Here is a 26161-nt window from a genome sequence, read left to right as displayed (position 1 = left end):
GGACAAGCCCCCTCGCCACACAGGCAGGTTTATCAGGCCTGCGCAGTTTCCGCTGGGGAGACGATGCTGGTCTTGCCGCCACGCGACTTACCGGAACTCAGGTACTCGGCAATCGACTCCTGGGTCACCTCGCCGAGGAATACCCGCTCCGCATCCATCACCGGCAGCCACGAACGGTTGAATTCATACATGCGCGACAACAGGATGCGCAAATGCTCGTCGTACGCCGCGGTGGCGTTGAACTCGCGCAGGTACTGGCCGCAGGTGCCGGTCTGACGGTGCAGGTCGCGACGTCGTACATAACCCAGCGCCTTGTTCTCGGCGCAGGTGACCACCATGTAGCGGCGGTCATGTTCGTCCATCAACTCCAGGGCCTCGGCCACCGGGGTTTCCGGGCTCACCGACGGGGCGTTGTCGGCGGCGTCTTCGGCCTTCACCAGCAGCAGGCGCTTGAGGGTGCTGTCCTGGCCCACGAAGTTGCTGACGAACTCGTCGGCCGGATGCGCCAGCAGGGTGTCCGGGTGATCGATCTGCAGCAGCTTGCCGGCGCGGAAGATGGCGATCTTGTCGCCCAGCTTGATGGCTTCGTCGATGTCATGGCTGACCATGATCACGGTCTTGTTCAGCGCGCGCTGCATCTCGAAAAACTCGTTCTGGATCATCTCGCGGTTGATCGGGTCAACCGCGCCGAACGGCTCATCCATCAGCAGCAGCGGCGCATCGGCCGCCAAAGCGCGAATCACGCCGATCCGCTGTTGCTGGCCGCCCGACAGCTCGCGCGGGTAGCGGTGCAGGTACTGCTTGGGTTCCAGCTTGATCATGCTCATCAACTCGCGGGCGCGGTCATGGCATTTCTGCTTGTCCCAGCCGAGCAGCTTGGGCACTACCACGATATTTTCTTCGATGGTCATGTTGGGAAACAGGCCGATCTGCTGGATCACGTAGCCGATGTTGCGGCGCAGGGTCACTTCATCAAGGTCGGTAGTGTCTTCGCCGTTGATCAGGATCTTGCCCGAAGTGGGCTTGATCAGGCGGTTGATCATTTTCAACGTGGTGCTCTTGCCGCAGCCCGAGGGGCCGAGGAATACGCAAATCTCGCCTTCGTTGACGGTCAGGCTTACGTCGTTGACGGCGGAAACAGTCTTGCCGTTGCTTTGAAAAGTCTTGGTCAGGTTTTGAAGTTCGATCATTTGAGCAGTCCTTTTGGAGTCAGCGAGCGTTGCAGCCATTGCAGAAGCAGGTCGGCGAAGATGGCCAGGAGACTGACCAGCACGGCGCCGACGATCAGCATCGACATGTCGCTGCGGCTGATGGAAGCCAGAATAAGTACACCCAGGCCACCGGCGCCGATGGTGGCGGCAATGGTCATCACGCCGATATTCATCACCACGGCGGTGCGCACACCGGCAAGGATCACCGGCACGGCGATGGGCAACTCGACCATGCGCAGGCGCTGGCCGAAGGTCATGCCGATGCCGCGTGCGGCCTCGCGAATGCCCGGTTCAACGCCGGTCAGGGCCAGGTAGGTGTTACGCATGATCGGCAGCAGGGAGTAGAGGAACACGGCGGTGATCGCCGGCATCGGCCCCAGGCCCTGGCCGAATTTGGAGTAGAACGGCAGCAGCAGGCCGAACAGGGCGATGGACGGCACGGTCAGCAGCACCGTGGCGCTGGCTTGCAGCGGGCCGGCCAGGGTCGGGAAGCGGGTCATCAGGATGCCCAGGGGCACGCCGATAAAGATCGCCAGCAGTACGGCGATCCCCACGAGGGTAATGTGCTGCCAGGTCAGGTGCAGGACTTGTGCCCAATCAAGATGGGAAAAGGCGTTCAGGAATTCCATGTCTTCTCCTCTTAGTTGAGTGGGTGCTGGCGCAGGAAATCGGCAGCCACGGCGGACGGGCTTTCATGCTCGACGTCGACCCGCGCGTTCAGCTCGCGCATGGTTGCATCGTCGAACAGGGCGGCCAGCGGCTTGAGGTCGGCGGCCAACTCAGGGTGAGCGTCGAGATAAACCTGACGCACCACCGGCGCGGCGGTGTAGTCCGGGAAGTAGTGCTTGTCGTCTTCCAGCAGCTTCAATTTGAAGGCGTTCAGGCGACCGTCGGTGGTGTAGACCAAACCGGCAAACACCTGGCCATTACGCAGGGCGGTGTAGACCAGGCCGGCGTCCATCTGCCGGGTGTTTTTGCGCGTGAGGTTCATGTCATACAGCTTGACCATGCCCGCCATGCCGTCGGAACGGTTGGCGAACTCGGTGTCCAGGGCGACCAGGCGCGTGCCTTTGGTTTTTTCCGCAAGGGCTTGGGTGAGGTCGCTGATGCTGTTGATCTGCGGGAATTCCTTGGCCACGTTCTCGGGGAGTGCCAATGCGTAGGTGTTGCTGAATTTCGACGGCGAGAGCCAGACCAGGCCTTTTTTCGCGTCGAGTTCTTTCACCCGGGCGTAGGACTGTTCGCTGTCGAGTTTCTCGTCGACGTGGTTGTAGGCCACCAGTGACACGCCGGTGTATTCCCAGATCAGATCCAGTTGCCCGCTTTCCTGGGCACTGCGTGCCAGGTTGCTGCCCAGGCCGCCGGTCACGCGGGCGTCGTAGCCCTTGGTGCGCAGGTACTGGGACGTGATTTCGGCGAGCAGGGTCTGTTCAGTGAACACCCGGGCGCCGATGCGGATCACCGGTTTTTCGGCAGCCTGCGCAATGCCTGCAAACAGCAGGACGCAGCTCAATATCAGGGTCAGTCTTTTCATGTGATTTCCTTTGCCAAGCCTTAAGACGGACGCAACCCGCGTTCCAGCCAGAGGCGGCTGGCCATGGTCACCAGACCGTCGAGCAGCAATGCCAGCAACGCGGTGCACGCGGCGCCAAGCAGCAATTGCGGCTGGTTGTTCAGGGCGATGCCGGGGAAAATCAGGCTGCCCAGGCTGTTGGCGCCAATCAGGAAGGCCAGCGGCGCGGTACCGACGTTGATCGCCAGGGCCACGCGCACACCGCCGATGATGATCGGCACGGCGTTGGGCAATTCCACGCGAAACAGCACCTGGCGCGGCGTCATGCCGATGCCGGTGGCGGCTTCTTTCAGCGAGCCTTGAACGTTTTTCAGGCCTTCGTAGGTATTGCGCACGATGGGCAACAGGGAGGCGAGGAACAGCGCGAAGATAGCCGGGCCACTGCCGATGCCGAGGACGCCGAGGGCGATGGCCAGTACGGCCAGGGGAGGGACGGTGTTGCCGATGTTGAAGATCTGCATGAAGCGTTCTGCGCGCCCGACCATAGTCGGTCGACTGAGCAGGATACCGGCGGGGATGCCCACAATCAGGGCGGCCAGCATGGAGACAAGAACGAGGATCAGATGAGCTTGCAGGTAAAACAACAAATCGTCGCGGTACAGTTCGATCGTGTTGATGCCGATCCAGTGGACCAGCAGGGCCAGGAGAGCGACGACAACCGCTCCTCCTATCAGCCCTTTGCCATAGCGAATAGCCACAGGCGGACTCCTTTTTTCTTTTGTCGGCGACCACATTTCCGAGCGGCAATGCCATTCCTGGCTGTCGGCGAATAGGGTCGCGAAAAGCAGCTCGTCGATACCGGCAATGCGGTATGTATTCGAGCCATGAGCGCAGCCTCGTCAGGCTAACTTGCTGATTTTTCAGCCCCTGTTACGAGTGCGGCAGCAGGGGAGTGGACGTCTCTACCTTTTAAAAGGTTCCACACTTGGCAGCATTTAGCCACCCCCAATGGGGTGAACGGTGGTCCGTGACCCTGGGTTTGCGCTATACTCGCCGCCCTTTTTTGACTCACCTGCCAGGCGATTTCCCATGACCCACCAGGCCGCCGAAGTCGCGAAACGCCGCACTTTCGCCATTATTTCCCACCCCGATGCCGGTAAAACCACCATCACCGAGAAGCTCCTGCTGATGGGCAAGGCAATCGCTGTGGCCGGCACGGTGAAGTCGCGCAAATCCGACCGCCATGCGACATCCGACTGGATGGAAATGGAAAAGCAGCGTGGTATTTCCATTACCACGTCGGTCATGCAGTTCCCGTATCGCGACCACATGGTCAACCTGCTCGACACCCCGGGCCACGAAGACTTTTCCGAAGACACCTACCGCACTTTGACCGCGGTGGACTCGGCCCTGATGGTCCTCGACGGCGGTAAAGGCGTCGAGCCACGCACCATCGCGCTGATGGACGTGTGCCGTCTGCGGGACACGCCGATTGTCAGCTTCATCAACAAACTCGACCGCGATATCCGCGACCCGATCGAACTGCTCGATGAAATCGAAGCGGTCCTCAAGATCAAGGCCGCGCCGATCACCTGGCCGATCGGTTGCTACCGCGACTTCAAGGGCGTGTACCACCTGGCTGACGACTACATCATTGTCTACACCGCCGGTCACGGTCACGAGCGCACCGAAACCAAGATCATCGAGAAACTTGATTCCGACGAAGCCCGCGCCCACCTGGGTGACGAGTACGACCGCTTTGTCGACCAGCTGGAACTGGTGCAGGGTGCCTGCCATGAGTTCAACCAGCAGGAATTCCTCGACGGCCAGCTGACCCCGGTGTTCTTCGGGACCGCCCTGGGCAACTTCGGTGTCGACCACGTGCTCGACGCTGTTGTCGACTGGGCGCCGCGTCCCTTGGCCCGTGTGGCCAACGAGCGCACAGTGGAGCCTGTGGAAGAGAAATTCTCCGGCTTCGTGTTCAAGATCCAGGCGAACATGGACCCCAAGCACCGCGACCGCATCGCCTTTATGCGCATCTGCTCCGGCAAATACGAAAAAGGCATGAAGATGCGCCACGTGCGCACCGGCAAGGACGTGCGCATCGGCGACGCGCTGACGTTCTTCTCCTCCGAGCGTGAACAGCTCGAAGAAGCCTACGCCGGCGACATCATCGGCCTGCACAACCACGGCACCATCCAGATCGGCGACACCTTCACCGAAGGCGAAACCCTGGGCTTCACCGGTATCCCGCACTTCGCCCCGGAACTGTTCCGCCGCGTTCGCCTGCGTGACCCGCTGAAATCCAAGCAACTGCGCCAAGGTCTGCAGCAACTGGCGGAAGAGGGCGCCACCCAGGTGTTCTTCCCCGAGCGCAGCAACGACATCATTCTTGGCGCCGTCGGTGTGCTGCAGTTCGACGTGGTCGCCAGCCGCCTGAAAGAGGAATACAAGGTCGAATGCTCCTACGAGCCGATCACCGTGTACTCCGCGCGCTGGATCGATTGCAGCGACAAGAAGAAGCTGGAGGAATTCTCCAACAAGGCCGTGGAAAACCTCGCGGTCGATGGCGGCGGCCACCTGACCTACCTGGCCCCGACCCGGGTCAACCTGGCGCTGATGGAAGAGCGCTGGCCGGACGTGAAATTCCGCGCGACCCGTGAGCATCATTAAGGTCTGAGTGGTAAAGGGAAGGGCGAAGCTGTCATGGCTTTGCCCTTTTTTGTGGGTGGCATAAAGCTAAAGGTGGGAAGCCTGAATCCTGTGCCTGGCGCAGCTCCCACACTTATTTGTGTGGGCCTGAATCCTGTGCCTGGCGCAGCTCCAATGTGGGAGCGGGCTTGCCCGCGAAAGCGGTGTGTCAGTAATAGCCAGGTTGTCTGACCCAATGCTTTCGCAGGCAAGCCAGCTCCCACACTTATTTGTGAGGGCCTGATTCCTGTGCCTGGCGCAGCTCCAATGTGGGAGCGGGCTTGCTCGCGAAAGCGGTGTGTCAGTGATAAATAGGCTGGCTGACCCAACGCTTTCGCAGGCAAGCCAGCTCCCACACTTATTTGTGTAGGGCCTGATTTCTGTGCCTGGCGCAGTTCCAATGTGGGAGCGGGCTTGCTCGCGAAAGCGATATGTCAGTGATAAATAGGCTGGCTGACCCAGCGCTTTCGCAGGCAAGCCAGCTCCCACACTTATTTGTGAAGGCCTGATTCCTGTGCCTGGCTCAGCACCTACAGGGTGGGGGGCTGAGTCGGGTGCCCGCCGTTGATTTTCATCTGTCAGGGCGATTGGCGAGAAGCCCACATTCAGTCTAGCGTTTGAACTACTTCACCCACTCACCGACGGATCAGGAGAGGACCTTGCGTATAACTCAACGCGCCATCCAACTGGTGCTGCTGGGAGCCTTGGGCGTGTCCACTACCTTGGCGTACACCTCGACGCTGGCGGATGCGGGCACGCCCCAGTGGAAGGACACCGGACCGGTGACCAAGAAAAAGCAGAACGAGGTCAACTCGGGCGGATGGCAGCCACAGGCCCAGCCGGCGCCCAAGGAGGATGCAGAAAACCCCTACAACGAAGGGGAAGACAGTGAAACCTATGACGACGGTGATACCTGAAGCGCGAGTGGCGCAAACCCAGGATCGGAACTAGCTTAATTCACAGCGACGGTCGAACGCCGGCGCACGTGATTCACTGACTGGACGGAAATCGACCATGAGTATTTTTCAACGTTTAGTGCTGCTGCTGAAAGTGCTGGTGATGTTGTCGCTGGGCGCGTCCTCTGCGTGGGCCAGTACGGCCGTGCAGAGCCAGGCCCCAGGGTTTGTAGCGGCGAAGACGGCGCAGGCGGGTGGCTTGCAGCTGGCCAAGAGCGAGTCCGAGCCGGGTGATGAAGGCCAGGGCGGCTCCAAGGATGATGACGACCAGCAAGCTCCACCAGACGACGATGACGCCGATGCTGACGGTGACAGCGATACGTAAGTCGAGGTAAAAAAAAGCCCCGCCTGCCGGACTGATGCGCAATCCGACAGGTGGGGCGGTACAACTTCTGCAAGGCCCTGGGCTAATCCCCCAGGGCCTTTATCATTCCCGTGCAGGGCACGGATGATCTCAGGCGACGAATTGCTCCGCGTAGTGGCAGGCCACCTGACGGTTATCCAGCGCCCGCAATTGCGGCTCTTCGGTGCTGCATCGCGCGGTCGCATACGGGCAGCGTTTATGGAACGCGCAGCCCGGCGGCGGGTTCAGCGGGTTGGGCAGCTCGCCGACGATCTTGATCTTCGGCTTGTTCGGGTCCGGGTGAATCGTCGGGGTCGCCGACAGCAGCGCCTGGGTGTAGGGGTGCAAGGGGCGGGCGTAGATATCTTCCTTGGGGCCCACTTCCACCGGGCGACCGAGGTACATCACCATCACGTCGTCGGCCACATGCTGCACCACCGCCAGGTTGTGGGAGATGAACACGTAGGCAGTGTTGAACTCCTGCTGCAGGTCCATGAACAGGTTGAGCACTTGGGCCTGGATCGACACGTCGAGTGCCGAGGTCGGCTCGTCCGCCACCAGCACCTTGGGCTGCAGCATCATCGCCCGGGCCAGGGCGATGCGCTGGCGCTGGCCACCGGAGAACATGTGCGGGTAGCGCTGGTAATGCTCGGGGCGCAGGCCCACCTGCTTCATCATCGCCTGCACTTTCTCGCGGCGTTCGGCAGCGGACAGGTTGGTGTTGATCAACAACGGCTCGCCGAGTTGATCACCGACTTTCTGCCGAGGGTTCAGCGAGGCGTACGGGCTCTGGAACACCATCTGCACGTCTTTGCGCAATTGCTTGCGCTGGGCTCTGTCGGCACCGGCGACTTCCTGGCCGGCGATTTTCAACGAGCCCGACGACGGCTCTTCAATCAGCGTGAGTGCACGGGCCAGCGTGGACTTGCCGCAACCCGACTCGCCGACCACGGCGAGGGTCTTGCCGGCTTCCAGCTCGAAGGACACGCCATTGAGGGCACGCACGGTGGCGTGGCCCTTGAACAGGCCACGGGACACTTCGTAGTGACGGGTCAGGTCGCGGGCGGTAAGAACGACGGCCATTACGCCACCTCCTGGTTCAAGGGGTAGAAGCAGCGTGCAAGGCTGTTGGATTTAGGGTCCAGGCCCGGGCGGGTCTGGCGGCAGCTTTCCTGCACATACGGGCAGCGTGGCGACAGCAGGCAACCCTGCGGACGGTCGTAGCGGCCGGGCACGATACCCGGCAGCGTGGCCAGGCGCGTGGCGCCGAGGCTGTGCTCGGGGATCGCCTTGAGCAGCGCTTCGCTGTACGGATGCGCCGGAATGTCGAACAGTTGCGGCACCTGGCCGACTTCCACGGCCTGGCCGGCGTACATCACGCACACGCGCTGGGCGGTTTCGGCCACGACCGCGAGGTCGTGGGTGATCAGCACCAGGCCCATGTTCTGCTCTTTCTGCAGGGCCAGCAGCAGGTCCATGATCTGCGCTTGAATGGTGACGTCCAAGGCGGTGGTCGGCTCATCCGCGATCAGCAGTTTCGGCTCGCCGGCAATTGCCATCGCGATGGCCACACGCTGGCTCATCCCGCCGGACAGTTGGTGCGGGTAGGCATCCATACGGCTGGCAGCGCCTGGGATTTCTACCTTTTCGAGCAGTTCGATGGCCCGCCTGCGCGCTTGCTTGCCGGACATCTTCAGGTGCAGGCGCAGTACTTCTTCAATCTGGAAACCCACGGTGTAGCTGGGGTTCAGCGCGGTCATCGGGTCCTGGAACACCATTGCCAGGTCCTTGCCGACGATCTGGCGGCGCTGGCGGTTGCTCAGCTTGAGCATGTCCTTGCCGTCGAAGTTCAGCGCGTCGGCGGTGACGATGCCGGGGTGCTCGATCAGGCCCATCAGCGCCATCATGGTCACGGATTTACCCGAGCCCGACTCGCCAACGATTGCCAGTACTTCGCCTTTGTCGACGGAGATGTCGAGGCCATCGACCACCGGTACGGCGGTCTTGTCGCCGAAGCGTACGTTGAGATTCTTGATTTCTAACAGTGACATGGGAATCTCCTCAGGCGGCGTTCTTGAGTTTCGGGTCCAGCGCGTCGCGCAGGCCGTCACCCATCAAGTTGATTGCCAGCACGCTGAGCAAAATGGTCAAACCAGGCAAGCTCACCACCCACCAGGCGCGTTCGATGTAGTCACGGGCCGAAGCCAGCATGGTGCCCCACTCAGGGGTTGGCGGTTGGACGCCAAGGCCGAGGAAACCCAGGGCTGCGGCATCGAGGATCGCCGAAGAGAAACTCAGGGTGGCCTGGACGATCAGCGGTGCCATGCAGTTGGGCAGCACGGTGATGAACATCAGGCGCGGCAGGCCGGCACCGGCGAGGCGGGCGGCGGTCACGTAGTCACGGTTCAGCTCGCCCATCACCGCAGCGCGGGTCAGGCGGACGTAGGACGGCAGCGATACGATGGCGATCGCGATCACGGTGTTGATCAGGCCAGGGCCGAGGATCGCGACGATGGCAACCGCCAGCAGCAGCGACGGCAGGGCCAGCATGATGTCCATCAGGCGCATGATGGTCGGGCCGAGCAAGCGCGGGAAGAACCCGGCGAACAGCCCCAGCAGGATCCCCGGGATCAGCGACATCACCACCGACGACAGGCCGATCAGCAAGGACAGGCGCGAGCCCTGGATCAGGCGCGAGAGCAGGTCACGGCCCAGTTCATCGGTACCGAGCAGGAACTGGATCTGCCCGCCTTCCAGCCACGATGGCGGGGTCAGCAGGAAGTCACGGTATTGCTCGCTGGGGTTATGCGGGGCCACCCAGGGGGCGAAGATCGCGCAGAACACGATCAGCAACATGAACAGCAGGCCGGCAACCGCGCCTTTGTTCTTGGAAAAGGCTTGCCAGAATTCTTTGTACGGGGACGGGTACAGCAGGCTCTGATCGACTGCTGACACTTGAGTAGGTGTGGTCATGGTCATGATCTCAGCGCTGGTGACGGATGCGTGGGTTGGCGAAGCCGTAGAGGATATCCACCACGAAGTTCACCAGGATCACCAGGCAGGCGATCAACAGGATGCCGTTCTGCACCACCGGGTAGTCCCGCGCGCCAATGGCTTCGATCAGCCATTTGCCGATGCCGGGCCACGAGAAGATGGTTTCGGTCAGGACCGCACCGGCCAGCAGGGTGCCGACTTGCAGGCCGACCACGGTCAGTACCGGGATCAGCGCGTTACGCAGGCCGTGCACGAACACCACGCGCGCCGGCGACAGGCCTTTGGCCTTGGCGGTGCGGATGTAGTCTTCGCGCAGCACTTCGAGCATCGACGAACGGGTCATCCGCGCAATCACCGCCAGCGGGATGGTGCCCAGCACGATGGCCGGCAGGATCAGGTGGTGCAGGGCGTCGAAAAACGCGTCCGGCTCGTCAGCCAGCAGGGTGTCGATCAGCATGAAGCCGGTGCGCGGCTCGATGTCGTAGAGCAGGTCGATACGCCCGGATACCGGGGTCCAGCCCAGGCTCACCGAGAAGAACATGATCAGGATCAGGCCCCACCAGAAGATCGGCATCGAATATCCCGCGAGGGAGATGCCCATCACCCCATGGTCGAACAGGGATCCTCGCTTGAGTGCCGCGATCACCCCGGCCAACAGGCCCAGGATGCCGGCGAACAACAGGGCGGCCATGGACAGTTCCAGGGTCGCCGGGAAAAGCGCGGTGAACTCGGTCCACACGCTGGTGCGGGTGCGCAGCGATTCGCCAAGGTCGCCCTGGGCGAGCTTGCCGACATAGTCCAGGTATTGCGCATACAACGGCTTGTTAAGGCCAAGGCGTTCCATTGCCTGTGCGTGCATCTCGGGATCGACGCGGCGTTCGCCCATCATGACTTCTACGGGGTCGCCAGGGATCATGCGAATTAACGCAAACGTCAGCAACGTGATGCCGAAAAACGTGGGGATCAGTAACCCCAGTCGGCGGGCAATAAAACTAAACATCTTGTTGTGTACCTCAATCAGCCGGTTAGGCAGGTTCGACGCCTTCAATAGCGAAGGCGCCGAGCGTTTTTCTTATTTACTTCACCTGGGTGGTGGCGAAGTTATTTGTCCCCAGAGGGCTTTGGGTGAAGCCTTCCACGTTCTTGCGCATGGCGGTGAACAGTTTCGGGTAAGCCATGGGAAGCCATGGTTGGTCCTTCTCGAAAACGTCCTGTGCTTGTTCATAGAGTGCAGCGCGCTGGCCGGGTTCAGCGATGGCGCGTGCCTTGTCGATCAAGTCTTGAAACTCTTTGTTACACCAGCGGGCGTAGTTTTCGCCGTTTTTCGCAGCATCGCAACTCAGGTTTGGGGTCAGGAAATTGTCCGGGTCGCCGTTGTCACCGACCCAGCCAGCCGAAACCATGTCGTGCTCGCCGTTCTTGGCGCGCTTGAGCATCTCGCCCCATTCCATGACTTTGATGTTGATCTTCAGGCCAATCTGCGCCAGATCCGCCTGCATGCGCTGGGCGCCGAGCATCGGGTTGGGGTTGGTCGGGCCGCCGCCGTTACGGGTGAACAGGGTGAACTCGGTGCCTTCCGGTACGCCGGCTTCCTTGAGCAGGGCGCGGGCCTTGTCCAGGTCGCGGGGCGGGTTCTTCAGTTTGTCGCTGAAACCCAGCAAGGTCGGCGGATAAGGGCCGGTACCTACCACCGCATTGCCTTTGCCGAACAGGGCTTCGGTATAGCCGGTCTTGTCGAACGCGATGTTGATCGCGTGACGTACCCGCGCATCGCTCATGTATTTGTGAGTGGTGTTCAGCGCGGTGTAACTGGTGGTCATCGCCGCCAGTTCGTCGACTTTCAGGTTCGGGTCTTGCTTGATGCTTGGAATGTCATCCGGCTTGGGGAACAGCGCGATCTGGCATTCGTTGGCCTTGAGCTTCTGCAGGCGCACGTTGTTATCGGTGGTGATCGCCAGGATCAGCGGGTCGACTGCTGGTTTGCCGCGGAAGTAGTCCGGGTTGGCCTTGAATCGTGCCTGGGCGTCTTTCTGATAACGGTTGAAGACGAACGGACCCGTGCCGATGGGCTTGGCGTTGAGGTCTTCGGTCTTGCCGGATTTCAGCAACTGGTCGGCGTATTCCTTCGAGTGGATTGAAGAGAATGCCATGCCCAGGTCGGCCAGGAACGGTGCCTCAGGGCGGGTCAGGGTGAAGACGACGGTGTGATCGTCGGTCTTTTCCACGCTCTTGAGCAGTTCCTTGAAGCCCATGCTTTCGAAGTACGGGTAGCCCACGAGGGACTTGTTATGCCACGGGTGATTCGGGTCCAGCTGGCGCTGGAAGCTCCAGAGCACGTCGTCGGCGTTCATGTTGCGCGTGGGTTTGAAGTAGTCGGTGGTGTGGAACTTGATGTCGTCACGCAGGTGAAAGGTGTAGGTCAGGCCATCGGCGCTGATCTGCGGCAGGTCTTTGGCCAGCGCGGGGATCACTTCGGTGGTGCCGGGCTTGAAGTCCACCAGGCGGTTGAACAGGGTTTCAGCGGCGGCATCAGCGGTGACGGCCGTGGTGTACAGGACCGGGTCGAAGCCTTCCGGGCTGGCTTCGGTGCAGACTACCAGCGGTTTGGCCGAAACGCCGATCGCCACGCTCAACAGCGCAGCGGCAATGGCGGCTTGTAGCGGGAGCATTTTCATTCAGAGCCCTCTGCAATCGATGGGACCAGACAAGCGTAGACGGCAGGCTCGTCCTGAGCCCGCCGTTTACCTGGTGCTAATTAAAGAATGTTGAACGGGATGGTGGTGACCAGGCGGAACTCTTTGATGTTGCCGTCAGCCTGTTGTGCGCTGGCGCGGTGAGTCACGTAGGTGCCACGGATGGTGGTGGCCTTGAGTGGGCCGCTCTGAATCGCGTAGGACGTGCCAACGCCGTATTCCTGGTGTTTCTCGCCGTCCATCAGGCGCAGGTCGCTGCGGCTCTCACCGGCAGTACCGTAGGCGGTGCCGTTGTAGTGAGTGCCGTCGATGCCCCAGCCGCGTGCCGAGTAGACGTTGAACTTCAGGCCTGGCACGCCGTATTCGGCCATGTTGATGGCGTAGGCGACCTGGAAAGACTTCTCGTTCGGGCTGTTGAAGTCAGAAGTCAGGGAGTTGGCCAGGTAGATGCCGTTGGTTTCGTGCAGGTAGTCGAAGTACTCGTCACCATTAACTTCCTGGTACGAGAAGGTCAGGCTGTGGGCCTGGTGGGTCAGCCCCAGGGACAACGAGTAAGTGTCGTTGTCGATCTTGCCCATCTTCTTGCTGCCGGTGTCGGTGGTTTTGTAGTAGTTCAGGCCGGTGGTCAGTGCCAGGGTCTGTGCATCACCCAATTCGTGGGTGGCACCGAAGTAGTACTGGTTCCAGAAGTCTTCGACGTTAGCCGCGAAAACGCTGGTTTTCAGGCTCTTGAACGGCTGGTAGTTGAAACCCAGGGTCTTGACCTTGTCGGTCTCTTGGCCGTTGCCGTACTCGGAACGGAATTTCGACAGGCTTTGTTCGGTACGCGGCGAAACGCGATCGAAGATGCCACCCTGGAACGACAGGTTGCTGAACTCTTCGCTGTTGAAACTCACACCTTCGAAGCTCGAAGGCAGGGCACGGTTGCCGATGGTGTCGATGATTCCGCTGCTGAAGTTCTGGCGACCGGCGGTCAAGGTGGTGTTGGACACGCGGAACTTGACGTTAGCCAAGCCCAGCTTGCTCCACTGGCCTACAGCGTCACCGAAGGAGTGAGCCAGGGTACGGTTGGAACCGCCTGCGATGTCTTTTTGGTCACGGTCGAGCGCAATGTAGTTGTAAGCGGCGACTTCGGTACTCACGCCAACTGTGCCTTGGGTGAAGCCCGAGGTGTAGTTGAGGATGGTGCCTTGGGCCCAGTTGTAGCGGCGAGAAACCCTGGTGCTTACATCATTGGCTTTATCGGCTTCACTTTTGTAATAACCGAACTTCTGGCCACGAAATTTCATTTCGTTGGAGTACCAGTTACGGGTTGTACCGCCCAGGCTTTGACCGTCGATAAAGCCTTTGGCCTCGCTTTGGGCGCTGGTGCCGGCCAACGTGGTAGGTACGAAATCCTGGCTTTGGGTTTCAGCGAAGGCGGTAGCCGTGATGCTGCTGATGGCCAGGGCCAGAAGCGCTTTGCTGCTCAGTTTCATGGGTTGAAGCTCCTTTGGTTCTCTTTTTTATGCCGGTCTTTTTTGGTGATCCGGCTATTGGGTGTGTAACTCGTTCAAGCTATTGCAAACGTTTGCCGTAGGAAAATTCCCAACAAAAGGCTGCACGTTTGCCGGAGAGCGAGTTTCGCTCCCCTGCATCCGGTTATTTTTTTATGGGTTGATACTGACGCCCGAGAACACGTTGCGGCCGAACGGGCTCACTTTGAAATCTTCGACTTTGGCGCTTAACGGCTGGTTGACCGTCGAGTGGGCGACCGGCGTGATCGGCACCTGCTGCTTGAGCAGTTGCTGCGCCTGTTTGTACAGAACAGTCCTTTGTTCTCGGTCGGTGACGACCTTGGCTTGCTTGATCAGCTTGTCGTACGCCGGGTCACACCACATGGAGTAGTTGTTCCCGCCGATGGCGTCGCAGCTGTAGAGGGTGCCCAGCCAGTTGTCCGGGTCACCGTTGTCGCCGGTCCAGCCGATCAGGCTGATATCGTGCTCACCGTTCTTGGTGCGCTTGATGTATTCGCCCCATTCGTAGCTGACGATCTTGACCTTGAGGCCGATCTTGGCCCAGTCGCTTTGCAGCATCTCGGCCATCAGCTTGGCGTTGGGGTTGTACGGCCGTTGCACCGGCATCGCCCACAGGGTGATTTCGGTGCCTTCCTTCACACCGGCAGCCTTGAGCAGTTCCTTGGCCTTTTCCGGGTTGTAGGCGGCGTCCTTGATGGTGTCGTCGTAGGACCACTGCGTCGGCGGCATGGCGTTGACCGCCAATTGGCCCGCGCCCTGGTACACGGCATTCAGGATGCTCTGCTTGTTTACCGCCATGTCCAGCGCCTGGCGCACTTCGAGCTGGTCGAACGGCTTATGGCGCACGTTGTAGGCGATATAGCCGAGGTTGAAGCCAGGCTTGGTCAGCAGTTGCAGGTTCGGGTCGGCCTTGAGGGCCTCCACATCCGCCGGACGCGGGTGCAGGGTGACCTGGCATTCGCCGGCCTTGAGCTTCTGCACGCGCACCGAGGCGTCGGTGTTGATGGCGAAGATCAACTGATCGAGCTTGACCTTGCTCGGGTCCCAGTACTGTTTGTTGCCGGCATAACGGATCTGCGAATCTTTCTGGTAGCGCTGGAACACGAACGGTCCGGTGCCGATCGGCTTCTGGTTGATGTCGCTGGGTTTGCCGGCCTTGAGCAACTGGTCGGCGTATTCGGCCGACAGGATCGAGGCGAAGCTCATGGCGATGTTTTGCACGAAGGCAGCATCGACCGTGTTCAGCGTCATCACCACGGTGTACGGGCCGGTTTTCTCGACCTTGGCGATGTTCTTGTTCAGGCTCATCCCGTTGAAGTACGGAAACTCGGTGGGGTAGGCCTTGCGAAACGGATGGTCGGGGTCAAGCATGCGGTTGAAGGTGAACAGCACGTCGTCCGCGTTGAAATCGCGCGTCGGCTTGAATTCCTTGTTGCTGTGGAATTTCACCCCTTCACGCAGGTGGAAGGTGTAGGTCAAGCCGTCTTCGGAAATATCCCACTTGGTCGCCAGCCCAGGTACGACATTAGTCGCGCCCTTTTCAAATTCAACCAGGCGGTTGTACAGCGGCTCGGCCGCATCGTTGTCGGTGGCGGTGGTGTATTGCGCAGTGTCAAACCCTGCCGGGCTGCCTTCGGAGCAGAACACCAGGCTCTTCTTGTCGGCGGCCTGGCCCAGCGTGGCGACAGCCAGCAGGCTGGTGCCGAAAATTGCGGATAGAACGGTGGTATGGCGCATGACGATCCCGATCCTTGTTTGTAGTTGTCATCAGCGAGCAATCACCCAGGCCTTGCGGCCAGGGAGACATCACTGATCCCACACACAGCAAGTGCCTTTCCCAGATTGCAGCCTCTGCTGTCCTACGACGTTATGGGTCGCGGACTTCGCAGTAAATGCGCAAAATCGGACTGACCTTGTAGGCAAAAGAGCTGCGTATCGCAGTGCGTTGCTGTAGGAGGCAACGACTGCGAACGTGGTCTGTTTCCTACGGTCCAGGCGGATGCAATAACGGCGACGTTATGAAACGTCGCCGTCAGTGATCCTTACTTGCCGCTTACGCTCACGCCGTAGAAGGAGTTCAAGCCAAACGGGCTGATCTTGAAGTCCTGCACGGTGGTGCGCATGGGTTGATACACCGTCGAGTGCGCGATAGGTGTCATCGGGACTGCATCTTTGAGGATATGTTGCGCCTGCTTGTACAGCTCGGTGCGTTTGGCGACATCCGAGGTAGCCTTGGCTTCTTTCACGATGCCATCGAATTTCTTGTCGCACCATTTGGAGAAGTTGTTACCGGCCAGCGAGTCGCAGCCGAACAGCACGTTCAGCCAGTTGTCCGGGTCACCATTGTCACCGCTCCAGCCAATGATCATGGCCTGGTTCTCGCCGCCTTTGGAGCGCTTGATGTACTCGCCCCACTCATAGCTGGTGATTTTTACGTTCAGACCGATCTTCTTCCAGTCGTTCTGCAGCATTTCAGCCATCAGCTTGGCGTTCGGGTTGTACGGACGCTGGACCGGCATGGCCCACAGCACGATCTCGGTACCTTCCTTGATGCCCGCTTCCTTGAGCAGCGCCTTGGCTTTCTCAGGGTCGTACTTGGCATCCTTGATGGTGGTGTCATACGACCACTGGGTTGGCGGCATGGCGTTGACGGCCAGTTGGCCCGCGCCCTGGTACACGGAGTCGATGATCTGCTGCTTGTTCACCGACATGTCCAGCGCCTGGCGCACGCGCAGGTCTGCCAGTGGGTTCGGCTGGTCGCTGCCCTTGACCTTGTCCATGACGTTGTAGGCGATGTAGCCCAGGTTGAAACCGGCCTGGTGCGGCAGTTTCAGGTCCTTGTCTTCGCCCAGCGCCTTGAGGTCGGCCGGACGCGGGAACAAGGTGATCTGGCATTCGTTTTTCTTGAGCTTCTGGATACGCACCGACGGGTCGGTGGTGATGGCGAAGATCAGGTTATCGATCTTCACATCGGCAGGGTTCCAGTAGTCCTTGTTGCCGGTGTAGCGAATGTTCGAGTCTTTCTGGTAGCTCTTGAACACGAACGGACCGGTGCCGATCGGCTTCTGGTTGATGTCTTGCGGCGTGCCGTTCTTCAGCAGTTGGGCTGCGTACTCGGCGGACTGGACCGAGGCGAAGCTCATGGCCAGGTTCTGGATGAAAGCGGCGTCCACGGTGCCAAGGGTGAACTTGACGGTGTGGTCATCGACTTTCTCGATGTTCTTGATGTTGGTGTCCATCCCCATGTCCGTGAAGTACGGGAACTCGGTGGGGTAGGCTTTGCGGAACGGGTCGTCCTTGTTGATCATGCGGTTGAACGTGAACAGCACGTCATCGGCATTGAAGGTACGGGTCGGCTTGAAGTACGGGGTGGTGTGGAACTTGACGCCGTCGCGCAGGTGGAAGGTGTACGTCAGGCCATCCGGGGACACGTCCCAGCTGGTGGCGAGCCCAGGAATCACAGCGGTGCCGCCGCGTTCGAACTGGGTCAGGCGGTTGAACATGGTTTCGGCCGAAGCATCGAAGTCTGTTCCGGTGGTGTACTGGCCTGGATCGAAACCAGCCGGGCTCCCTTCGGAGCAGAACACCAGGTTAGTCGCCGCATGGGCGAAAGGGGCCGCGGCCATAAGGCCAGCGCTCACTAATAACGGAAGGACTGCGTGTTTAAGCATGTTGGCCTCATGATTTGTTGTCATTTTTGGTGGTGAGGGCGACCTCGTGAGTCGGCCTGCGGATACTTATGCAGGCGCCATACCCATTGCAAGATGCTGAACCGTTGCGAGGCTGAAACAGTGGTACGAACGTACAGGAATGTCGCAATTATGAAAGTTTCTACACAATTGCGTCTATTTCGAGGGTTTTTTCGGTGCAACAGGCGCACCAAAAAAGCCCAGCCGAGGCGTCTAGCGCACTCGGTTGGGGCGCTGCTGTTACTTATCTAGACTCACGCCGTAGAACGGCGTCAGGCCGAACGGGCTGATCTTGAAGTCGCGCACTTCCTTGCGCAGCGGTTGGAAAACCGTCGAATTCGCAATAGGCGTTATAGGTACTTGTTCCTTAAGTATTTTTTGCGCCTGTTGATACCACTTGATGCGCTGCTCGCGGTCGCTGCTGACCTTCGCTTCCTGGACCAGTTTGTCGTACGCCGGGTTACACCATTTTGCGTAGTTGCTGCCCTTGACCGCAGCACAACTGTAGAGCACGCCGAGCCAGTTATCCGGGTCACCATTGTCGCCCGTCCAGCCATAAATCATCGCGTCGTGCTCGCCATTTTTGGCGCGCTTGATGTATTCGCCCCACTCATAGCTGACGATATTGGCCTTGATGCCGACCTTTTCCCAATCCTGCTGGATCATCTGCGCCGACATGCGCGCATTCGGATTGGAGGCACGCTGGACCGTCATCGCCCACAAGTTGATGGTCGTACCCGGTGCAACCCCTGCTTCTTTTAGTAGCGCCCGCGCCTTGGTCGGATCGTAGGGCGCATCCTTGATGTTCGGGTCATAAGACCACTGCGCCGGAGGCAACGCGTTCTGCGCCAATTGCCCGGCGCTCTGGTACACGGCCTTGATGATCGCCGGCTTGTCGATGGCCATGTCCAGGGCCTGGCGCACCTTGAGCTGGTCCAGCGGCGGGTGGGTCACGTTGTAGGCCAGGAAGCCCAGGTTGAAACCGGCTTGCTGCAGCACGCGCAGGTTGGGGTCCTGTTTCATCACGTCGATGTCGGCAGGGCGCGGGTAACCGCTGACCTGGCACTCACCGGCCTTGAGCTTCTGCAGGCGCGAGGCGGCGTCCGGGGTGATGGCGAACACCAGGTTGTCGAGCTTCACATCCTCGGGCTTCCAGTACTGTTTATTCGCCACGTAGCGAATCTGCGAGTCTTTCTGGTAGCGCTTGAACACGAACGGCCCGGTGCCCACGGGCTTCTGGTTGATGTCTTCGGCTTTGCCTTGTTTCAGCAGTTGGGCGGCATATTCGGCGGACTGCACCGAAGCAAAACTCATCGCCAGGTTCTGCACGAACGAGGCATCCACATTGTTGAGGTTGAAGCGCACGGTGTGTTCGTCGAGTTTTTCGACGTTTTTGATCGTGGTGTTCAACCCCATGTCGGTGAAATAGGGCGACTCGGAGGGGTAGGCCTTGCGAAACGGACTGTCGGCATCGAGCAGGCGATTGAAGGTAAACAGCACGTCATCCGCATTGAAGTCGCGGGTAGGGGTGAAGAAATCGGTGGTGTGGAACTTGACGCCATCGCGCAGGTGGAAGGTGTAGGTCAGGCCGTCTTTGGAGACATCCCAGCTCGTCGCCAGGCCAGGTTCGACTTCGGTGCCGCCACGCTTGAACTGGGTCAAACGGTTGAACACAGTTTCGGCAGAGGCATCGAAATCGGTGCCGCTGGTGTACTGGCTGGGATCGAAGCCGGCGGGGCTGGCTTCGGAGCAATAGACCAGGGTGCTGGCCGCGTGGGCCATCGGCATAAAGGCCAGCAGGCCTGCGGCAAGGAGGAGCGGTTTGAAAGCAATTCTTTCCATGGAGACCCCTGAAGTGGCAGGCATATATAAGCTGCCCAAACGAAAACGGCGCTACCGAGGGTAACGCCGTTCAGGTTTCTCAGGTAGGGGTCACTGCATCTGCACTTCGATCACGCCATCGGCGCTCATGTTGACCTGGCTGGTGCCCGCTTCCACTTCAGGCGTCGGTGCCGAATCGGCCATGGCCGCCTTCATCATCATCCCGCCACGGGCATAAGGTTGTGGGTAGCCATTGGTGTTGAAGTTCAAGTTGACGATCTTGTAACCCTTGCCGCCCAGCGCGTCGGTGGCCAGTTGTGCGCGGGCCTTGAAGGCGGCAACCGCGTCCTTGAGCAGCGCGTCTTCGCTGGCCTTGCGCGTGGCGTCGGCGATGGCGAAGTCCATGTTTTCCATTTTCAGGGTGTTGAGCAACTCGCCGGTGAGTTTGGACAGTGCCGGGAAGTCCGCGCTTTCCAGGCGCAGTTCGGCGCGCTCACGCCAGCCGGTGATCTTCTGGTTCTTGTTGTCGTAGATCGGGTAGCTGTTGCGGCTGCCCTGGCGCAAGGTCACGCCTTTGACTTCGCGCGCCTCGCCCAGGGCCTTGTTCAGGGTGGTGGTGATTTCGGCGGCGAGCTTGGCCGGGTCAGTGTTCTGGGACTCGGTGTAGAGGGTGACGATCATCTTGTCGCGGGCCACTTCCTGGCTGACTTCGGCACGCAGGGAAATCTGGTTGTAATGCAGTTCATCGGCAGCCAGGGCCGGGAGGCTGGCCAGGGCGCTGGCGCTGAGGGTGAAAATGGCTGCACTGCGAGTGAAACGAGACATGGAAGCTCCTTAGGGTGTTCGTATCGGGTATGACTGTAGACGGTGGCATCGGGTTCTTCGGGTTTACGAATTAGAAAAAAAAGTTTCAAGCTGCGAGCTACAAGCTAAAAGGCACGCGGATTCCTGCTGTTTGAAGCGTGCCACGTGAAGCGGCGGCGCCCTGCGTCAAAGAGCCACACACCCAATGTCCGAGGCGCCGCTTCGTTTATACTCGTGCCGATCCGCCTGCAGCGCTCACCGGGAGAGCTCATGCTCGCCGCCGTAAAACTGACTTCCGCCACCCGCCAGAACCTCTGGCGCCTGACGTTCATCCGCACCCTGGTACTGGCCGCACAGGCCGGCTCCGTCGGGCTCGCCTATTGGTTCGACCTGTTGCCGCTGCCGTGGCTGCAACTGGCCGTGACCCTCGGTTTCTCCATCGTGCTGTGCGTGTTCACCGCGATCCGGTTGCGCACCACGTGGCCGGTGACCGAGCTGGAATACGCCCTGCAATTGGCCTGCGACCTGTTTATCCACAGTGTGTTGCTGTATTTCTCCGGCGGTTCCACCAACCCGTTCGTGTCTTATTACCTGGTGCCACTGACCATCGCCGCCGTGACCTTGCCGTGGCGCTACTCGGTGGTGCTGTCGGGTATCGCCCTGACCCTGTACACCCTGTTGCTGGCGCGCTTCTATCCGCTGCAAACCTTCCCCATCGCCCGCGAAAACCTGCAGATCTACGGGATGTGGCTGAGTTTTGCGCTCTCCGCCGCCGTGATCACCTTCTTCGCCGCGCGCATGGCCGAAGAGTTGCGCCGCCAGGAAGAATTGCGCGCCATTCGTCGTGAAGAAGGCCTGCGCGACCAACAACTGCTCGCGGTCGCCACCCAGGCTGCCGGCGCCGCCCATGAATTGGGCACACCGCTGGCGACCATGAGCGTGCTGCTCAAGGAAATGACCCAGGACCATCACGACCCGGCCCTGCAGGACGATTTGAGCGTGCTGCAGGAACAGGTCAAGCAGTGCAAGCAGACTCTGCAGCAACTGGTGCGCGCCGCCGAGGCCAATCGCCGCCTGGCGGTGGAGATGCAGGATGTGACCCAGTGGCTCGACGAAGCCCTGAACCGCTGGCACCTGATGCGTCCCGAGGCCAGTTACCGTTTCAACCTGCTGGGGCAGGGCACAGTGCCACGCATGGCGCCGCCGCCAGACTTGACCCAAGCGCTGCTGAACCTGCTGAACAATGCCGCCGACGCCTGCCCCGAAGGCCTGGGCGTGCAACTGGACTGGGACGCCGAAAACGTCACCATCAGTATTCGCGACCACGGCGCGGGCGTGCCGCTGGCCATTGCCGAGCAGATCGGCAAACCCTTCTTTACCACCAAGGGCAAAGGCTTCGGCCTCGGCCTGTTTTTGAGCAAGGCCAGCGTGACCCGCGCGGGCGGCTCAGTGAAGCTCTATAGTCATGAGGAAGGTGGCACGCTCACCGAGCTGCGCCTGCCCCGTGTCGCACGAGGAGATATCGATGAGTGACGAGATCCAAGTCGAAGGCGAAGAACTGCCGCACCTGCTGCTGGTAGATGACGACGCCACCTTTACCCGCGTGATGGCGCGCGCCATGAGCCGTCGCGGCTTTCGCGTGAGCACCGCAGGTTCGGCCGAGGAGGGCCTGACCATCGCCCAGGCCGACCTGCCGGACTATGCCGCGCTCGACCTGAAAATGGACGGCGACTCCGGCCTGGTGCTGCTGCCCAAGCTGCTGGAACTCGACCCGGAAATGCGCGTGGTGATCCTTACCGGTTACTCCAGCATCGCCACCGCTGTCGAGGCCATCAAGCGCGGCGCCTGTAACTACCTGTGCAAACCGGCGGACGCCGACGACGTGTTGGCCGCCTTGCTCTCCGAGCACGCCGACCTCGACACCCTGGTGCCGGAAAACCCGATGTCGGTTGACCGCCTGCAGTGGGAACACATCCAGCGCGTGCTGACCGAGCACGAAGGCAACATCTCCGCCACTGCCCGCGCCCTCGGCATGCACCGCCGCACCTTGCAGCGCAAGTTGCAGAAGCGCCCGGTACGGCGCTGAACGAAGTCTGAACAATCTGCTTCAGGCCGCACGGAGCCCTGAACCGATCGTCTATGATCGGTTCAAACGCCTGTCACTCTTTACCCTACCGAGCCTGAACGATGAATCAGAACGCTGAGTATTCCGCGGTCAATGACGCGGTGCGTGGGCAATTCTTCCGCCGAACCTGGGCGATGATCACGCCGTATTGGCGCAGTGAAGAGAAGGGCAAGGCCTGGCTGCTGCTGGCGGCGGTGATTGGCCTGTCGTTGTTCAGCGTGGCAATTTCGGTCTGGATCAACCACTGGTACAAAGACTTCTACAACGCCTTGGAGAAGAAGGACACGGCGGCCTTCTGGCAGTTGATCGGCTACTTCGGCGGGATCGCCGCCGTGGCGATACTCGGCGCGGTGTACCGCTTGTACCTGACCCAGATGCTGACCATCCGCTGGCGGGCCTGGCTCACCGAGCAGCACTTCGCGCGCTGGCTGGGCCACAAGAACTATTACCAGCTGGAGCAGGGCGGTTACACCGATAACCCGGACCAGCGGATTTCCGAAGACCTCAACAACTTCACTTCAAGCACCTTGAGCCTGGGCCTGGGGCTGTTACGCAACGTGGTCAGCCTGGTGTCGTTCTCGATCATCCTGTGGGGCGTGTCGGGCAGCATCGAAGTGTTTGGCATCACCATCCCTGGCTACATGTTCTGGTGTGCACTGCTTTATGCCGCGGTCGGCAGTTGGCTCACGCACCTCATCGGCCGTCGCTTGATCGGCCTGAGCAACCAACAACAACGCTTCGAAGCGGACCTGCGTTTCTCCATGGTGCGTGTGCGCGAGAACGCCGAGAGCATCGCCCTGTACAACGGCGAGCCGAATGAGAACCAGCGCTTGAGCGCCCGCTTCGCCAAGGTCTGGCACAACTTCTGGGACATCATGAAAGTGTCCAAGCGCCTGACCTTCTTCACCGCTGGCTACAGCCAGATCGCGATCATCTTCCCCTTTATCGTCGCCGCGCCGCGTTATTTCACCGGCAAGATCGAGCTGGGCGAGCTGATGCAAATCAACTCGGCGTTCGGCAATGTGCAAGAGAACTTCAGCTGGTTCATCAGTGCGTATTCGGAGCTGGCGTCGTGGCGCGCCACGAGTGATCGTCTGCTGAGCTTCCACCAGGCCATGCGTGATAACGAGCAGCGTGCGCCGGCGATTGATGTGCGCGCGGAAGGCGAGCGCCTGGTGGTGCAGGACCTCGGCATGGACCTGGCCGATGGCCGCCACTTGCTCACCGCCGCCGACATGACCGTGGAGCCTGGCCAGCGCCTGATGCTCAGCGGGCGTTCCGGCAGTGGCAAAAGTACCCTGCTGCGCGCGATGGGCCATCTGTGGCCGGCGGGGCACGGCAGTATTCGCCTGCCGGCGGCGCGTTATTTGTTCCTGCCGCAGAAACCTTATCTGCCGATCGGCACCTTGAAGGCCGTGTTGAGTTATCCACAGGACGACAGCGTCTATCCGGCAGAACGTTATGCACAGGTGCTGGAAACCTGCCGCCTGCCGCATCTGATCGCACGCCTGGACGAGGCCAACCACTGGCAGCGCATGCTCTCGCCGGGCGAGCAGCAGCGCCTGGCCTTCGCGCGCGCGTTGCTGTTTGCACCGCAATGGCTGTACATGGACGAAGCCACTTCGGCGATGGATGAAGAGGATGAGGCGAGCCTGTATCAGGCATTGATCGACGAGCTGCCGGGGTTGAGCATTGTCAGCGTCGGCCATCGCAGCAGCCTCAAGCGCTTCCATGGACGGCACGTGCGGATCGAGAGCGGGTTGCTGCAAGAGCAACCCGTAGCCTGAGGCTGGGCTCAATCTAAATGTGGGAGCGGGCTTGCCCGCGAATGCGGTGTGTCAGTGACACAGATGCTGAATGACCCACCGCCATCGCCGGCAAGCCAGCTCCCACAGTTGGACGGGGTTGCCTGATGGATTTGGCTCCCAAGGGCAGCATATGTAGATCAAGAGCGGGTTGCCGCAGCAGCAACGCCTCTCCCGAGCCTGGGCTCAATCTAAATGTGGGAGCGGGCTTGCCCGCGAATGCGGTGTGTCAGTGACACAGATGCTGAATGACCCACCGCCATCGCCGGCAAGCCAGCTCCCACAGTTGAGCGCGGTTGGCTGATGGATTTGGGCCCCGAGGGCAGCATATGTAGATCAAGAGCGGGTTGCCGCAGCAGCAACGCCGCTCCCGAGCCTGGGCTCAATCTAAATGTGGGAGCGGGCTTGCCCGCGAATGCGGTGTGTCAGTGACACAGATGCCGAATGACCCACCGCCATCGCCGGCAAGCCAGCTCCCACAGTTGAGCGGGGTTGGCTGATGGATTTGGCTCCCAAGGGCAGCATATGTAGATCAAGAGCGGGTTGCCGCAGCAGCAACACCTCTCCCGAGCCTGGGCTCAATCTAAATGTGGGAGCGGGCTTGCCCGCGAATGCGGTGTGTCAGTGACACAAATGCTGAATGACCCACCGCCATCGCCAGCAAGCCAGCTCCCACAGTTGAGCGGGGTTGCCTGATGGATTGGCGCCCACAAAAAAGCCCGGCTGATCATCGATCAGCCGGGCTTTTTCAGTGCTTGAAAATGACTTACTTCTTCAAGCCGTAATGCTCATCCAGCATGCCCGGGGCGTTTGGCGTTTTTGGCGCGTAGTCCCGTGGCGGCTCCTGGTTTTCCCGGGGTGGGGTCAGGCGCTCGCGTGGAGCTTGCGGTGCATCGGAATGCAGCGCGGCCAGCAGGCGCTGGCGGGTGATGTCGTCGAGGGCCAGGCGGTTGGCGCCATCGGCGAGGTGATCCTGTACTTCCTGGTAGCTCTGGGTGAGCTTCTTGACCAGGGTCGCGGTGCTGTTGAAGTGGGTAACAACCTCGTTCTGATAACTGTCAAAACGTTCCTGGATGTCATCCAGCTGACGCTGCGTGCGGTTAGGCGCGGCATTCGGCAGCAAGCGAGCAACCAGGAAACCAATGGCGACACCGGCAACCAGGGCAAGAGTCGGCAACAACCAAACTAAGAGCGAGTGTTCCACGAGTCCTTCCTCTATAAACGGCTTTGCTTTACGTTAACGGCTCGGACCTGCGCTGTATACCGCGATTAAGCTCGCAATGATGCCATGCACAGACTTTTAGCTAGACGAGTCGACCCTTTGAGAGGTCACGGAGTTCATTCCTTGCTCATGCGTGAAACCCCCGTTTTGATCGATGGCCCGGTAGGCCAACTGGAAGCCCTGTACCTTGATCACCCCGAGCCACGTGGCCTGGCGCTGATCTGCCACCCTAACCCGGTGCAAGGCGGGACCATGCTCAATAAAGTTGTATCGACCCTGCAACGCACCGCCCGCGATGCCGGTTTGATTACTTTGCGTTTCAATTATCGTGGCGTCGGCGCGAGTGCCGGCACCCACGACATGGCCACCGGTGAAGTGGACGATGCCGAAGCGGCCGCCACCTGGCTACGGGAAAAGCACCCCGACCTCCCGATCACGCTGCTGGGTTTTTCCTTCGGTGGCTACGTGGCCGCCAGCCTGGGCGGTCGCCTGGAAGCCAAGGGCGAAAAGCTCGCGCACCTGTTCATGGTCGCCGCGGCGGTGATGCGCCTGCGCGATACCGACGTGCTGCCCCAGGGCTGCCCATTGACCCTGATCCAGCCGGAAACCGACGAAGTGGTCGACCCGCAAGTCGTCTACGACTGGTCCGCCGCCCTGAAACGCCCCCATGAGCTGCTGAAAGTGGCAGAATGCGGACACTTTTTTCACGGCAAGCTGACCGATCTCAAGGATCTGGTGCTGCCGCGTCTCTCGAATTGATAGCAGTCTGATAAGCGA

General features: G+C 60.4%; 22 protein-coding genes. 7 read left to right on the top strand and 15 right to left on the bottom strand.

Going from position 1 to position 26161, the window contains the following annotated elements; translation table 11 throughout:
- Positions 1 to 32: 32 nt before the first annotated feature.
- The 4 genes from C9990_RS27100 to C9990_RS27085 are packed head-to-tail and all read right to left on the bottom strand — an operon-like array spanning position 33 to position 3518.
- Complete coding sequence (locus C9990_RS27100) at positions 33 to 1190, bottom strand: betaine/proline/choline family ABC transporter ATP-binding protein (RefSeq protein WP_106805168.1); 1158 nt, start codon at positions 1188 to 1190, stop codon at positions 33 to 35.
- The gene (locus tag C9990_RS27095) at positions 1187 to 1840 is read right to left on the bottom strand and encodes an ABC transporter permease (RefSeq protein ID WP_065900622.1); all 654 of its coding nucleotides are present in this window, start codon (positions 1838 to 1840) and stop codon (positions 1187 to 1189) included. The genes C9990_RS27100 and C9990_RS27095 overlap by 4 nt, the downstream gene beginning before the upstream one ends.
- Positions 1841 to 1851: 11 nt before the next feature.
- Positions 1852 to 2745 (bottom strand): glycine betaine ABC transporter substrate-binding protein, encoded by an 894-nt coding sequence (locus C9990_RS27090; RefSeq protein ID WP_065900624.1) that lies wholly within the window; start codon positions 2743 to 2745, stop codon positions 1852 to 1854.
- A 20-nt stretch (positions 2746 to 2765) separates the two neighbouring features.
- Positions 2766 to 3518 (bottom strand): ABC transporter permease, encoded by a 753-nt coding sequence (locus C9990_RS27085; RefSeq protein WP_257235904.1) that lies wholly within the window; start codon positions 3516 to 3518, stop codon positions 2766 to 2768.
- A 295-nt stretch (positions 3519 to 3813) separates the two neighbouring features.
- Between C9990_RS27085 and C9990_RS27080 the strand changes: the two genes are divergently transcribed.
- From C9990_RS27080 to C9990_RS27070, 3 genes are all read left to right on the top strand, one after another.
- Complete coding sequence (locus C9990_RS27080; protein WP_065900628.1) at positions 3814 to 5397, top strand: peptide chain release factor 3; 1584 nt, start codon at positions 3814 to 3816, stop codon at positions 5395 to 5397.
- 677 nt (positions 5398 to 6074) lie between these two features.
- On the top strand, positions 6075 to 6332 hold the full coding sequence (locus C9990_RS27075) for a hypothetical protein (protein WP_065900630.1): 258 nt from the start codon (positions 6075 to 6077) through the stop codon (positions 6330 to 6332).
- A 97-nt stretch (positions 6333 to 6429) separates the two neighbouring features.
- The gene (locus C9990_RS27070) at positions 6430 to 6696 is read left to right on the top strand and encodes a hypothetical protein (protein ID WP_065900632.1); all 267 of its coding nucleotides are present in this window, start codon (positions 6430 to 6432) and stop codon (positions 6694 to 6696) included.
- Positions 6697 to 6825: 129 nt separating this feature from the next.
- Here C9990_RS27070 and C9990_RS27065 read toward each other — a convergent pair whose 3' ends face one another.
- The 10 genes from C9990_RS27065 to C9990_RS27020 all read right to left on the bottom strand — a co-directional run bounded on the left by C9990_RS27065 (position 6826) and on the right by C9990_RS27020 (position 20253).
- Positions 6826 to 7797, bottom strand: coding sequence for a peptide ABC transporter ATP-binding protein (locus C9990_RS27065; protein ID WP_106805166.1), 972 nt, complete (start codon positions 7795 to 7797; stop codon positions 6826 to 6828).
- Positions 7797 to 8765 carry an ABC transporter ATP-binding protein gene (locus C9990_RS27060; RefSeq protein ID WP_106805165.1) on the bottom strand — a complete coding sequence of 323 codons (969 nt, stop codon included), beginning with the start codon at positions 8763 to 8765 and terminating at the stop codon, positions 7797 to 7799. The genes C9990_RS27065 and C9990_RS27060 overlap by 1 nt, the downstream gene beginning before the upstream one ends.
- A 10-nt stretch (positions 8766 to 8775) precedes the next feature.
- The gene (locus C9990_RS27055; RefSeq protein ID WP_027604858.1) at positions 8776 to 9687 is read right to left on the bottom strand and encodes an ABC transporter permease subunit; all 912 of its coding nucleotides are present in this window, start codon (positions 9685 to 9687) and stop codon (positions 8776 to 8778) included.
- 10 nt (positions 9688 to 9697) lie between these two features.
- Positions 9698 to 10708 carry an ABC transporter permease subunit gene (locus C9990_RS27050; protein WP_017739471.1) on the bottom strand — a complete coding sequence of 337 codons (1011 nt, stop codon included), beginning with the start codon at positions 10706 to 10708 and terminating at the stop codon, positions 9698 to 9700.
- Between the two features lie 76 nt (positions 10709 to 10784).
- Positions 10785 to 12383, bottom strand: a complete 1599-nt coding sequence (locus C9990_RS27045) for an ABC transporter substrate-binding protein (protein WP_106805164.1) — start codon at positions 12381 to 12383, stop codon at positions 10785 to 10787.
- Between the two features lie 80 nt (positions 12384 to 12463).
- Entirely contained in the window at positions 12464 to 13879 is a 1416-nt protein-coding gene (locus tag C9990_RS27040) for an OprD family outer membrane porin (protein ID WP_106805163.1), read from the bottom strand.
- A gap of 171 nt (positions 13880 to 14050) precedes the next feature.
- Positions 14051 to 15655 carry an ABC transporter substrate-binding protein gene (locus tag C9990_RS27035; RefSeq protein WP_065900636.1) on the bottom strand — a complete coding sequence of 535 codons (1605 nt, stop codon included), beginning with the start codon at positions 15653 to 15655 and terminating at the stop codon, positions 14051 to 14053.
- Positions 15656 to 15960: 305 nt separating this feature from the next.
- On the bottom strand, positions 15961 to 17589 hold the full coding sequence (locus C9990_RS27030) for an ABC transporter substrate-binding protein (RefSeq protein ID WP_065900641.1): 1629 nt from the start codon (positions 17587 to 17589) through the stop codon (positions 15961 to 15963).
- Positions 17590 to 17847: 258 nt separating this feature from the next.
- On the bottom strand, positions 17848 to 19449 hold the full coding sequence (locus C9990_RS27025) for an ABC transporter substrate-binding protein (RefSeq protein WP_106805162.1): 1602 nt from the start codon (positions 19447 to 19449) through the stop codon (positions 17848 to 17850).
- Positions 19450 to 19539: 90 nt separating this feature from the next.
- Entirely contained in the window at positions 19540 to 20253 is a 714-nt protein-coding gene (locus tag C9990_RS27020) for an SIMPL domain-containing protein (RefSeq protein ID WP_106805161.1), read from the bottom strand.
- A 249-nt stretch (positions 20254 to 20502) separates the two neighbouring features.
- Here C9990_RS27020 and C9990_RS27015 point away from each other — a divergent pair, with 249 nt between their 5' ends.
- From C9990_RS27015 to C9990_RS27005, 3 genes are all read left to right on the top strand, one after another.
- Positions 20503 to 21765 (top strand): ATP-binding protein, encoded by a 1263-nt coding sequence (locus C9990_RS27015; RefSeq protein ID WP_065900649.1) that lies wholly within the window; start codon positions 20503 to 20505, stop codon positions 21763 to 21765.
- A complete protein-coding gene (locus tag C9990_RS27010) occupies positions 21758 to 22318 on the top strand; it encodes a response regulator transcription factor (RefSeq protein ID WP_003171731.1) in 561 nt (186 codons plus the stop codon). Before C9990_RS27015 ends, C9990_RS27010 begins: the two co-directional genes overlap by 8 nt.
- Positions 22319 to 22419: 101 nt before the next feature.
- Entirely contained in the window at positions 22420 to 24144 is a 1725-nt protein-coding gene (locus C9990_RS27005; protein ID WP_106805160.1) for an ABC transporter ATP-binding protein/permease, read from the top strand.
- 784 nt (positions 24145 to 24928) lie between these two features.
- Here the strand turns inward: C9990_RS27005 and C9990_RS27000 are convergent.
- Positions 24929 to 25366, bottom strand: coding sequence for a YhcB family protein (locus C9990_RS27000; RefSeq protein WP_017138275.1), 438 nt, complete (start codon positions 25364 to 25366; stop codon positions 24929 to 24931).
- A gap of 147 nt (positions 25367 to 25513) precedes the next feature.
- On the opposite strand from C9990_RS27000, the gene C9990_RS26995 reads away from it, so the two are divergent.
- Positions 25514 to 26143 (top strand): alpha/beta hydrolase, encoded by a 630-nt coding sequence (locus C9990_RS26995; protein ID WP_065900651.1) that lies wholly within the window; start codon positions 25514 to 25516, stop codon positions 26141 to 26143.
- Positions 26144 to 26161 lie beyond the last annotated feature (18 nt).

It is taken from the genome of Pseudomonas sp. S5D5 (genome assembly GCF_003013355.1).
In the GTDB taxonomy this organism is placed as follows: Bacteria; Pseudomonadota; Gammaproteobacteria; order Pseudomonadales; family Pseudomonadaceae; genus Aquipseudomonas; species Aquipseudomonas aylmerensis.
The sequence above is the reverse complement of the archived record's forward strand: the minus strand, read 5'-3'. Positions and strand labels throughout refer to the sequence as shown.

Coding starts and splice junctions, on each gene's coding strand:
- C9990_RS27015 (WP_065900649.1), top strand. CDS start 20,503: ATGCTCGCCGCCGTAAAACTGACTTCCGCCACCCGCCAGAACCTCTGG.
- C9990_RS27005 (WP_106805160.1), top strand. CDS start 22,420: ATGAATCAGAACGCTGAGTATTCCGCGGTCAATGACGCGGTGCGTGGG.
- C9990_RS27070 (WP_065900632.1), top strand. CDS start 6,430: ATGAGTATTTTTCAACGTTTAGTGCTGCTGCTGAAAGTGCTGGTGATG.
- C9990_RS27020 (WP_106805161.1), bottom strand. CDS start 20,253: ATGTCTCGTTTCACTCGCAGTGCAGCCATTTTCACCCTCAGCGCCAGC.
- C9990_RS27045 (WP_106805164.1), bottom strand. CDS start 12,383: ATGAAAATGCTCCCGCTACAAGCCGCCATTGCCGCTGCGCTGTTGAGC.
- C9990_RS27050 (WP_017739471.1), bottom strand. CDS start 10,708: ATGTTTAGTTTTATTGCCCGCCGACTGGGGTTACTGATCCCCACGTTT.
- C9990_RS27085 (WP_257235904.1), bottom strand. CDS start 3,518: ATGTGGTCGCCGACAAAAGAAAAAAGGAGTCCGCCTGTGGCTATTCGC.
- C9990_RS26995 (WP_065900651.1), top strand. CDS start 25,514: ATGCGTGAAACCCCCGTTTTGATCGATGGCCCGGTAGGCCAACTGGAA.
- C9990_RS27095 (WP_065900622.1), bottom strand. CDS start 1,840: ATGGAATTCCTGAACGCCTTTTCCCATCTTGATTGGGCACAAGTCCTG.
- C9990_RS27080 (WP_065900628.1), top strand. CDS start 3,814: ATGACCCACCAGGCCGCCGAAGTCGCGAAACGCCGCACTTTCGCCATT.
- C9990_RS27035 (WP_065900636.1), bottom strand. CDS start 15,655: ATGCGCCATACCACCGTTCTATCCGCAATTTTCGGCACCAGCCTGCTG.
- C9990_RS27025 (WP_106805162.1), bottom strand. CDS start 19,449: ATGGAAAGAATTGCTTTCAAACCGCTCCTCCTTGCCGCAGGCCTGCTG.
- C9990_RS27055 (WP_027604858.1), bottom strand. CDS start 9,687: ATGACCACACCTACTCAAGTGTCAGCAGTCGATCAGAGCCTGCTGTAC.
- C9990_RS27100 (WP_106805168.1), bottom strand. CDS start 1,190: ATGATCGAACTTCAAAACCTGACCAAGACTTTTCAAAGCAACGGCAAG.
- C9990_RS27040 (WP_106805163.1), bottom strand. CDS start 13,879: ATGAAACTGAGCAGCAAAGCGCTTCTGGCCCTGGCCATCAGCAGCATC.
- C9990_RS27065 (WP_106805166.1), bottom strand. CDS start 7,797: ATGGCCGTCGTTCTTACCGCCCGCGACCTGACCCGTCACTACGAAGTG.
- C9990_RS27030 (WP_065900641.1), bottom strand. CDS start 17,589: ATGCTTAAACACGCAGTCCTTCCGTTATTAGTGAGCGCTGGCCTTATG.
- C9990_RS27060 (WP_106805165.1), bottom strand. CDS start 8,765: ATGTCACTGTTAGAAATCAAGAATCTCAACGTACGCTTCGGCGACAAG.
- C9990_RS27010 (WP_003171731.1), top strand. CDS start 21,758: ATGAGTGACGAGATCCAAGTCGAAGGCGAAGAACTGCCGCACCTGCTG.
- C9990_RS27090 (WP_065900624.1), bottom strand. CDS start 2,745: ATGAAAAGACTGACCCTGATATTGAGCTGCGTCCTGCTGTTTGCAGGC.